This is a genomic window from Geomonas sp. (assembly GCF_056994735.1).
In genome coordinates this window covers 1-9,533 of sequence record NZ_JBXKJL010000013.1, presented here as the reverse complement: position 1 = coordinate 9,533, position 9,533 = coordinate 1, and the positions used below count along the sequence as shown (strand labels likewise).

Annotated in this window: 11 protein-coding genes; 2 read left to right on the top strand and 9 right to left on the bottom strand. The window is 63.8% G+C overall.

From position 1 onward, the window contains the following. From AC11W3_RS00560 to AC11W3_RS00520, 9 genes are all read right to left on the bottom strand, one after another. On the bottom strand, positions 1-347 hold a 347-nt coding region (locus AC11W3_RS00560; protein ID WP_484092305.1), incomplete at its 3' end, for an Hpt domain-containing protein. A 9-nt stretch (positions 348-356) separates the two neighbouring features. Further along, on the bottom strand, positions 357-722 hold the full coding sequence (locus tag AC11W3_RS00555; RefSeq protein WP_484090372.1) for a response regulator: 366 nt from the start codon (positions 720-722) through the stop codon (positions 357-359). A gap of 26 nt (positions 723-748) precedes the next feature. After that, entirely contained in the window at positions 749-1,162 is a 414-nt protein-coding gene (locus AC11W3_RS00550; protein WP_484090371.1) for a chemotaxis protein CheW, read from the bottom strand. Next, positions 1,162-2,436 (bottom strand): methyl-accepting chemotaxis protein, encoded by a 1,275-nt coding sequence (locus AC11W3_RS00545; protein WP_484090370.1) that lies wholly within the window; start codon positions 2,434-2,436, stop codon positions 1,162-1,164. The genes AC11W3_RS00550 and AC11W3_RS00545 overlap by 1 nt, the downstream gene beginning before the upstream one ends. Before the next feature lie 36 nt (positions 2,437-2,472). Further along, a complete protein-coding gene (locus AC11W3_RS00540; RefSeq protein WP_484092304.1) occupies positions 2,473-3,309 on the bottom strand; it encodes a CheR family methyltransferase in 837 nt (278 codons plus the stop codon). Between the two features lie 257 nt (positions 3,310-3,566). Further along, entirely contained in the window at positions 3,567-4,877 is a 1,311-nt protein-coding gene (locus tag AC11W3_RS00535) for a pyridoxal phosphate-dependent aminotransferase (protein WP_484090368.1), read from the bottom strand. 209 nt (positions 4,878-5,086) lie between these two features. Further along, a complete protein-coding gene (locus tag AC11W3_RS00530; RefSeq protein WP_484090367.1) occupies positions 5,087-5,677 on the bottom strand; it encodes an SH3 domain-containing protein in 591 nt (196 codons plus the stop codon). After that, entirely contained in the window at positions 5,678-6,142 is a 465-nt protein-coding gene (locus AC11W3_RS00525) for a WbuC family cupin fold metalloprotein (RefSeq protein WP_484090366.1), read from the bottom strand. A gap of 4 nt (positions 6,143-6,146) precedes the next feature. After that, complete coding sequence (locus AC11W3_RS00520) at positions 6,147-6,500, bottom strand: VOC family protein (RefSeq protein WP_484090365.1); 354 nt, start codon at positions 6,498-6,500, stop codon at positions 6,147-6,149. A 133-nt stretch (positions 6,501-6,633) separates the two neighbouring features. On the opposite strand from AC11W3_RS00520, the gene AC11W3_RS00515 reads away from it, so the two are divergent. Both AC11W3_RS00515 and AC11W3_RS00510 read left to right on the top strand, forming a co-directional pair. Then, on the top strand, positions 6,634-8,223 hold the full coding sequence (locus AC11W3_RS00515) for a thiolase family protein (RefSeq protein WP_484090451.1): 1,590 nt from the start codon (positions 6,634-6,636) through the stop codon (positions 8,221-8,223). A 52-nt stretch (positions 8,224-8,275) separates the two neighbouring features. Continuing rightward, complete coding sequence (locus tag AC11W3_RS00510) at positions 8,276-9,523, top strand: GGDEF domain-containing protein (RefSeq protein ID WP_484092303.1); 1,248 nt, start codon at positions 8,276-8,278, stop codon at positions 9,521-9,523. Positions 9,524-9,533: the final 10 nt, after the last annotated feature.

Below are 9,533 nucleotides of genomic sequence, written 5' to 3'. Positions count from 1 at the left end.
GAGACGTAATCCCCGGCAGGGCGGCTGGTGGCCCGGTCGGCTTCCACGTCGCCAAGCATCCCCTCGATCAGGTCCGTCCCCTCCAGCAGGAGGTCGGCGACACCGGCGTCAACGGCCAGTCCCTCGTCCCTGACCCGGATCATCAGGTCTTCCATGCTGTGCGCGACCTCGACCACCTCGCCGTAATCCATGGAAGCTGCCATCCCCTTGAGGGAATGGGCCCCCCGGAAGACGGCATCGATGGCGGCGCGGTCGGAGGGAGACTCCTCCAGCGCCACCACCGTCTGGCTGATGGACTTGACGTACTCCCTGGCCTCGGTGAGGAAGAGGTTTTTGTACTGCGACATATCCATGCGTTAGCCTTGGGCCACTTCCTTGAGCACCCGGGCCACCAGCTCGGGATTGAAGGGTTTGACGATGAAGGCCTTGGCGCCGGCGTCGGCCGCAGCGGTGGTCAGTGATTCCTGGCCCATGGCGCTGCACATCACCACCCGAGCCGCCGGATCGAGGGCCATGATCTCCTTCAGTGCCTCGATCCCCGTCTTGTTGGGCATAACGATGTCCAGGGTGGTGAGGTCGGGGCGGTGCTCCCTGAACTTGCTTACCGCCTCGTCGCCGTCTGAGGCCTCCGCCGCTATCACGTAGCCCTCCTCCTCGAGTATGTCCCGGAGCATCTTTCGCATGAAGAGCGAGTCGTCCACTATCATGACCGTCGTGGCCATTCTGATACCTCCCTCGATGTGTGAATCTATCCCTGCAGCCCCTGTTCCAGGGCAAAAACAAGCTTGTCCAGCTGGAGCAGGGCGAAGGTCCCCTGTTCGGTTTCAAGGAGCGAGGAGACCAGCGGGCCCTCTCCCGGCCGCTCCTCGATGATGGCGTCCCGCGGGATGATAGACCTGACGCCGTCGACCAGCAGGGCCAGGTGGGCCGCTTTGGTATCCAGCACCAGCACCTGCCCGCCCGCTCCGGTGGTGTTCTTCAGGTAGAGGGCCAGATCCACCAGCGCGGTCAGGGTGCCGTGGTAGTTCAGCAGCCCCACGAAGTGGTGCGGCGCCCTGGGGAGGGGGAAGCTCGGCTGGGGCTCCATCACCTCTGAAATCTCGTGCAGGTTGAAGGCCAGCCGCTCCCCGGCCGCGCTGAATAGCAGGAAGCGCTCCTCCATCACGGCTTCTCTTCCGACGCCACCTGGAACCTTTCCACCGAGAGGAGGAGTTCCTCCGCCAGCCTGGTCAGCTCCTGGGTCTGGAAGACCATCTCCTGCATGGCGGCCGACTGCTCCTCGGTGGCCGCCGAGACCTCCTGGGTCGAGGCGGCGTTGTCCTCTGCCACCTTGGCGATGTCATCGACCATGGCCACCATCTTGCCGGCCCCGTCGGTCTGCATCTGCGAGAGATCGGCGATGCTGTTGGCCTTTCTCTCGGTCTCAATGACGGTGGCCAGGATCTGTTTGAACGACTCCGCGGTGGTGTCGATATTCTTCTTGCCGGCCACGATGTTGCGGGAACTCTCGGTGATGGTCTCCTGCAGCTTGTGACTTTCCACCTTGACCAGGTCGATCATGTCCAGGATCTCGGTGGCCGACTTGGCGCTGCCGTCGGCGAGCTTCCTCACCTCCTCGGCCACCACGCCGAAGCCCTTGCCGTACTCGCCCGCCCGCACCGCCTCGATGGAGGCATTCAGGGCCAGGAGGTTGGTCTGGCGGGCCATCTCCACGATAAAGTCGGCGATCTTTCCCACCTGCTGCAGCTTGGAGTTCAGGTCCATGAACTGCATGCTGATCAGTTCCACGCTGTCGAAGAAGCTCTTCATCCTCTCCAGCGAGTCGTTGGCCAGCTCGTCGCCGCGCTGGGCGGTGAAGCTCGTTTCCCTGGCAGCCTTGGCCGTCTCCTTGGCCCTGCGGGCCACCAGGTCGACCGAGATCGCCATCTCATGGATCACCTTCGAACTCTTGGCCACCATCTCCGCCTGGTTCTCGGCCCCGCGGGAGATCTGCTCGATGGCCTGGGCCACCTCCTCGGTGGAGGAGTTGATTTCCAGGGCGGTCGAGGAGAGGGTGCGGGAAGATTCCGAGACCTGCTGCGAGGTTCCCCTGATCTGGCGCACCAGCGTTCTCAGGCTCTCCACCATGGTGTTGATGGAGACGGCCATCTCGTGGGTCTCGTCGGGAAAGCGCGTCTGCGGGATGGCGAGATCCCCGGAGAGGTCGCCCTGGCTGATGGCTTCGGTCGCCCCGCGCAGCAGCGAGATGTTCTTGGTGAAACTCTTGGAAAAGAAGGAGCCCAGGATCAGCCCTATGGTGAGGGCTACCACGTAGGAGAGGAGCTGGGTGATCTCGGGGGAGTAGCCGAGCACCTTGACCAGCGCGGGGACGAAGGCGACGCTCGCCACCACGGCCAGAAACCCGAGGATGAACTTGTAGCCGATCTGGATGAACATGGGTGATGCTCCTTTTCTGGTGATGCTGAGACCAAACTATATGACCCGGTAGATCCTCTCCACCGGACAAACTGTCTTGAAACGCTTGCGGGCGGAGGCGAAAAGCGTCTCCGATTTTCCCAGGACCAGGTAGCCGCCGCTCCCCAGTGCGTCGGCGAAACCGTTGAGGATTTCCTCCTGCCTCCCCCGCTCGAAGTAGATCAGCACGTTGCGGCAAAGAATCAGCTCGCTCGGCGGGCAGCTTCCCGGGTCGTTCACGTCCGAGTGGGTGAAGGTGACCAGGGAACGGACCTCCTCCCGCAGGCGGTAATGGGCCCCCTCCGGGTAGAACCAGCGCGACAGATGCTCCGGGGAGAGTTCGGCCAGCCGGTCGGGGTGGTACACGCCCTTCTCGGCGGCCGCCAGTATGCCGTGGTCGACATCGGTGCCGAGGATGGAGATCCGCCCGAGGTCGAGTTCCTCGCTGAAGTGCTTCCGTGCGATGATGGCCAGGGTATAGGGCTCCTCGCCGGCGGCACAGCCTACGCTGGTGATCCTGACCGGGTCGTCGGGCCTGGTGGCGAGGAGTTCGGGGATTACCTCCCCGGAGAGCTTGTCGAAGGTCGAGGGATTCCTGAAGAAGTGGGAGACGTGGATGGTGAGGACCCGCAACAGATGTTCCTGCTCCTGCGGGCTTTCGCTCAGCAGCGCGCCGTAGGCCTCGGACGAAGGTGAGTCGGTGGCCCGCACGCGGAGGTTGATGCGCCGTCTGACGCACTGGTCCTTGTACCCCTCCAGGCTGAATCCGGAGCGGGCCTTCAGGACGCGTCGAATGATCTCAAAGGTTTCCGGCGAAATTTCCGCCTCAGCCGCTTGCCGCAGGTCGTTCAGCATGCGTTGCCGGTGCTGCCGGGTGCCGTGGCGATCCGCCTTGCACCTCTTGGAATCAGGGACATCTGAAACCTCTGCGGAATGAATAATGAGAACGGTGGCTTGGTGAACTGGATAACATAATCGCGCGTTAAAAGTCAATCCAACATACGCCAATGAGAGAGGCGGCCTTCCAGCCGCGATAGCCCCTTCTCCACCTTCCCTCTCGTCGGTAACTGGAGATAAAAAAAGCCCCGCCTTGACCGGACGGGGCTTTTTGATTATTTCGAGGAGGCGAGGTATTGGCCGATCTTGTCGGTCAGCGTGCCGTAGATCCTCCGGCACTCCGCCTCGTCGCGCTCCAGGAGCGTGACCCTGAAGCCCAGGAGGCTGGTGTTGAAGGAGGAGAGGGGGACCACGCAGATCCCGGTGTGGGCCAGGACGTAGTATACGAAGCGTTTGTCCGCCGCCACACCCGGGGCATTGACGATCCCCTCCACCAGTTCCCGCACTTCGGCGTTCTCGATGGGGAGGCTCTGGGTGTTGTTCAGTACCCCGTCCCTGAAGGAGACGGCCATGTAGAAGGCGCCGTTGGTCCGGTTGACCGCCAGGGCGGGGACCTGCCTCAGTGCCTCGTAGGTGATGTTGCTCATCCGCTCGTAGCGGGAGATCCGCTCCTGCAGGTAGAGGTCGTAGTTGGGGTGCTTCATGATGGCCGGCAGGCAGCGCTGCGGCAGCGTGGTCGAGCAGACCTCGTTCATCTTGGAGGAGAGGATGGAGTTGGTGAACTTCTTGAAGCGCGCGTCGCGCTCGCCGTTGTACACCTCGATCCAGCCGCAGCGGGAGCCGGGCCACGGGAGCTCCTTGGAGATGCCCTTCATGGCGATGGCCGGGACGTCGCCGATCACGTCGGAGATGGGGACGGTGACCTGGCCGTTGTAGACGATGTTGCTGTAGACCTCGTCGGCGATGATGAAGAGGTCGTACTGCTTGGCGATGGCCACGATCCTCTTCAGCACCTCCGGCGGATAGACCATGCCGGTCGGATTGTCGGGGTTTATGATCATGATCCCGGAGATCTGGGGGTTGTACTTTACGTGGTTCTCCAGGTCTTCCATGTCCGGGAACCAGTTGTCCTCGGGCTTCAGCCGGTAGCAGACGGGGCTCGCGTTGGCGTGGGAGGCCTCGCCGATGGAGTGGGTGGTGTAGGTGGGGGAGGGCATCAGCACCCGGCTCTCCGGCCTAAGGTTCCCGTAGACCTTGGCGATGGCGTCACCGAGGCCGTTGAAGAAGATGATGTCGTCGGGGGTTATCTGGGCGCCCCCCCTCTTGTTGGTGATTTCGCAGAGGAACTCGCGGGTCTCCAGCACGCCGCGGGTCGGGCAGTAGGCGTAGCTGTCGTCGTGCATCGCCTCGCTGGCCACGATCTCCTTCATCCAGGTGGGGATGACCTCGCCCTTCACGATGGGGTCCCCGATGTTTTCCCAGTTGATCTTCACGCCGAAGCGCTGCACCTTCTCGGCCACCGTGACAATATTCCTGATCTCGTAGGTAAGTTCTCCCGCGCCGGGAGCGACAATCTCGTTGCGCATCTCTTTCCCCCTGAAAAGGATTCAGCGTTAATGATACAAAAAGGCCGCAGGTGTCCCCCACGGCCTTCAGTAGAAAATTCTAGTTTTCCCAATAAGCAGTGGCGGCTCCGTTAAGGTCTGGCCGCCGCTGCCGCTAGGTGGACGCTGCCACCGGATGTAACGCTGTTAACATGCATGGTAAAGTCGAATAACACGGAGGGGGTTGATTGTCAACGGTTTTCTCTTCGCTGCGGGGGCTGCAGGGATATGGTCAGGCGTCCGTCGCCGTCGCGCCACCTGAACCACCCGGAAGGCGCCTCCAAGAGGACCCAGTCCCCCTCGGAGCGTACCACGGTCAGGCGCTGGTCCCGGCTCACGGTACCCCTCTCCGACCCACGTCCCCCCGGCTCGCTCCTCAGCGCATAAAGGACCTTCCGCATCCCCGGGAGCACCCAGAGCTCGCGCCCCGGGAGGAACTCCTCCCATACCTCGTAGTCCCAGTAACGGGAGAGCTCTACCCAGCCTTCCCGGCCCCCCTCGTCGTATGCAATGAGCGCCCATCCTCCCTTGCGGGCGGCAACCGATACCACAGGTTCCCGCGGTGTCCCCGCAAGGCGCGGCAGCGAGGAGGCATCGATCTCCGCGAGCCTCTCGACCCCCGGCTCGCCGTAAAGGACCAAGGTAAGCAGCCCCTCCCCCCCTCGCGGCCTGGGCTCCAGCACCCCGACCCCTGCGTAGGGCCGATGCGGCGGCAAGGCACCCTGGACTGCGGAAACTCCCAGCACGAGGAGGAGCGAGCTCAGAAGGAACAGGCGGCGCATCTAGCTGAAAAGAGCTGACAGGCGCTCCAGGAGATGGGGAGCCTCCGGCGAACCCTCCTCCGGGGCGAAGGGTGCCTTCTCTCTGGCCGCCAGCGGCAGGTACGGGCCGGCCTTCGCCTCCAGGAAGATGGTGCCGCTTTCCAGGGCGATCGCGGTGTGGTACTCCCCCCGCGGTATGTCCACCGCCACGCTCTCGCCAAGGCTCAGCACGACGCGGCCGGTGACGCTCCCGGCCTCGTCAAAGCTCACGATCCCGAGCCTTCCCCTGACGATGACCACGGTCTCGTCCTTCTCGGGAGCGAGGTGGCGGTGGGGGCGGATGTAGGAGCCGGGCTCGATGGCGTTGAAGAACCTGTGACAGGCGCTCTGGTCGCAGGGGTGCAGGTTGTGGTTCTTCCTGAGCCTCGGCGACTGCCGTGCCTCCTCCGACATCCGGTCCAGCGCCCTTGCGTCCACCGTCCTCATCCGTCTAGATCTCCACCAGGGCGAACTCGTTGCCGTCGGGGTCTGCCACCACCGCCATCTTCCCCCAAGGCGTCTGCTCCAGCGGTTCGGTGAACCTCGCCCCTTTCTCAGTCAGCAGCGCGCAGACCTGGTCGAGTCCCTTCACGCTGAAGGTGATGCCGGTGTGGCGCCCTACCAGCTTCTGGGCCGCATCGTGCATGGCCAGCGAGACCCCGAGGCTCGTACCCTGCCCCGGGAGAAACTCCATCATGTACTCGGTCTCCCCCCCCGGCTCGAGTCCCAGCCAGTCGCGGTAAAAGGCCCTGGCTGCGGCCATGTCACGGACAAATACAACTACGTTCTTAATTTTTTCTACCATAAAAACCGCCTTCGGTGGTATGTTGTGACAGCGTTCTAATACATATCAGAGTGAACCTGCGCTGGCAAGGGTATTCGTCCCTTGGCCGGTTGAGGATGTCTGTGTAAAGGGGGGCTCAGTGGACAAGGGATTTATGCCGCGGGAGGTTTATGTCGCCTCCTCCTTCATGGCGCCGGTTGGCCGCTACAATGGTAAGGAAAGGGAGGCGCTGAGCTTCCTGGAGATGGCGGAGAAGGCGGGGGAGGTCTTCGCCCACAGCCGCCTCAGGCGCGCCGACGTCGACGCCGTCGTGGTCGGCTGCCAGAATCCCGTCGCCTTCTCCGGCGTCGACAACACCGCGGCCAAGGTCGCGGGGGTCCTCGGCATCTCCGGTGCCAAATCGGTCCTGATCGACACCGCCTCCTCCTCCGGGGCCTCGGCGCTCGAATACGCCTACCTGCAGATCGCCTCCGGGCGCTGCGACCATGTGCTGGCCATCGGCATCCAGAAGATGAGCGACGTCCCTACGGCCCAGGCCACCAGGATCGTCGCCGGGGTCATCGACCGCGACGAGGCGGAGTTCGGCCTCACCATGCCGGCCTGCGGGGCACTGGTGGCGCGCTCGCTGATCGAGAGGCTGAAGCTCTCCACCGACGAGTGGACAGCCTTCTCGGCCCTCCTGACCCAGAGGGCGCACCGCTTCGCCGGCGCCAACCCCGACGCCCACCTCAACTTCGAGATCCCCCTCGAGGAGTACTACCGCCAGATCCAGAACGGGAAGAACTACCGCTACTGGTGGCCGCTGCGCTACCACGACTTCTGCCCCATGTCGGACGGGGTGGCGGCGGTCCTGCTGAGCGCGGCGCCCCACGAGGTCATCGTCTCCGGCGTAGGTAGCGCCACCGACATCCCGACCATCGCCGACCGCCCCTATTTCCACAGCTTCCCCGCCACGGTGCGGGCGGCGGCGGAAGCCTACTCGATGGCCGGCATCAGGAAGATCACCGACTACGCCGGAAAGATCCACGTCAACATGCACGACCCGTTCAACGGCTTCGGTCCCATCAACATGGTCGACCTCGGCTTCGTGCACCGGCGGCGCCTGGTGGAGGGCCTTTTGAACGACGAGCTGACCGGGGAGCGCGGGGCCTTCCCGACCAACATCACCGGCGGTCTGAAGGGGCGCGGCCACCCCCTGGGCGCCACCGGAATGATCCAGATCGTGGAGAACCACCGCCTGATCACCGGGGGGCGCTTCCAGATGGGGCTCGCCCACTCGATCGGGGGGCCGATCAACAACAACGTGGTGACGCTCCTGGAGCGGACCAGCCACTACCGCAGCCGTGACAGAAACCACGTCTCGCCCTGGGGGCTCCCGCCCCTTGGGCGCATGAAGCCCAAGCAGGTGAACGTCTCAGAGCTCCTGGCGGGGGAGGGGGACGTGGAAGGGCGCTTCGTCGCCGCCACCACCCGCTACCATTTCAGAACCGGCGAGCCCGAGGGGATTGTGATCATCGTCTCCTGCCTGGTCCATGGCGTCCGCTACCCCTTCCTCTTCGGCATCGGGGGAGAGCACTACCGGCAGATCATCGAGCTTCGCCCCGGCGATCCGGTGCATCTGGAGCGCGCCGGAGAAGAGATCCTGGTCAACCGGATTCCGGTGAAGAGGTTCTACCGCAAAACCGTCGATGGCGTGGTGGAACTGGCAGGGGCGGGGTGGAAGAAGCTGACCGGCAACGGCTGAGCCTTTGATGCACGGGGTGATGGGCGTATAGTAGCGCCGATTTTGCAAGAGGATGTTCCAGTTGTCGTACGCCTTCGTGAAAAAATTGACGGTCATCGCGCTCCCCGCGGCACTGCTGGTGGCGACCTTTGCCGTGCTGCAAAAGGTGCAGCTCCTCTCGGCGCCCCAGAGGGAACTGGCCCTCTTCGCTCCCTACCTGGTCCTTTCCGTCGGCCTGGTGCTGAGCCTGGCCTTCAACCGGGGGCGGGTCTTCCTGACCCTGCTGATGATCGGCTTCTTTTACCTCTTCCTCCGCAGCCATCCCCTCCCCTCCACGGAGTACCTGCCGCGCGCCGTATATCTCTGCTCTTCGGTGATGATCCCGGCGAACCTCTGTCTCTTCTGCTTCATGCGGGAGCGGGGGATCTTTACCCATGCGGGGAGGCTTCGCCTCGGGTTCGTCGCCGCCCAGGCCACCGTCTTGTTCTGGATCTCCCGTTTCCCCCTGGACTACGGGAAGATTCCCGCGCTCCTCGCCCGGCCGCTTTTGAGAAGCCCCATGCTCGACCGTTTCACCATCCCGCAGACGGGGCTCCTCTTCTTTCTCTGCTGCGGGTTGCTGATCGGGATCCGGGTCCTGAAGAGACGCTATGCCATTGACGCGGCGCTCCTCGGCACCCTGGCGGCGCTGGCCGTCACCATGGACAGGGTCGGTGCCGACTACGTCCCGCCCCTCTTCGTTGCCACAGCCGTGCTGCTGCTCATAATCGGGGTGCTGCAGGATTCTCACACCATGGCCTTTTGCGACGATCTCACCGGGCTTCCCTCCCGCAGGGCCCTGAACGAACAGGTCATGGGGCTGGGGAGGCGCTACGTGGTGGCCATGCTGGATGTCGATCACTTCAAGCGCTTCAACGACACCTACGGCCATGACGTCGGCGACCAGGTGCTGAAGATGGTGGGCTCCAAGATCGCGGCGGTGAAGGGCGGGGGGAAACCGTTCCGCTACGGCGGCGAGGAGTTCACGGTGATCTTTCCGCGCAAGGATCTCAAGGAGGTCACCCCTCATCTGGAAGAACTGCGCCAGGCGATCGGCGGCTACCAGCTCTGGATCAGAAGCGGGGATCGGCCCAAAGAGGCGGAGGTGGGGAAGAGCAAGCGCTCCGGCGGCACGGGGAGCGGGAAGTCGGTCTCGGTCACCGTCAGCATCGGCGTCGCCGCCTCGGGAGAACAGCTTCGCACCCCCGGCGAGGTCATCAAGGCCGCCGACAAGGCTCTTTACCGGGCCAAGCAGCGGGGGCGCAACCAGATCGCCGGCTGAAAATGGTGAA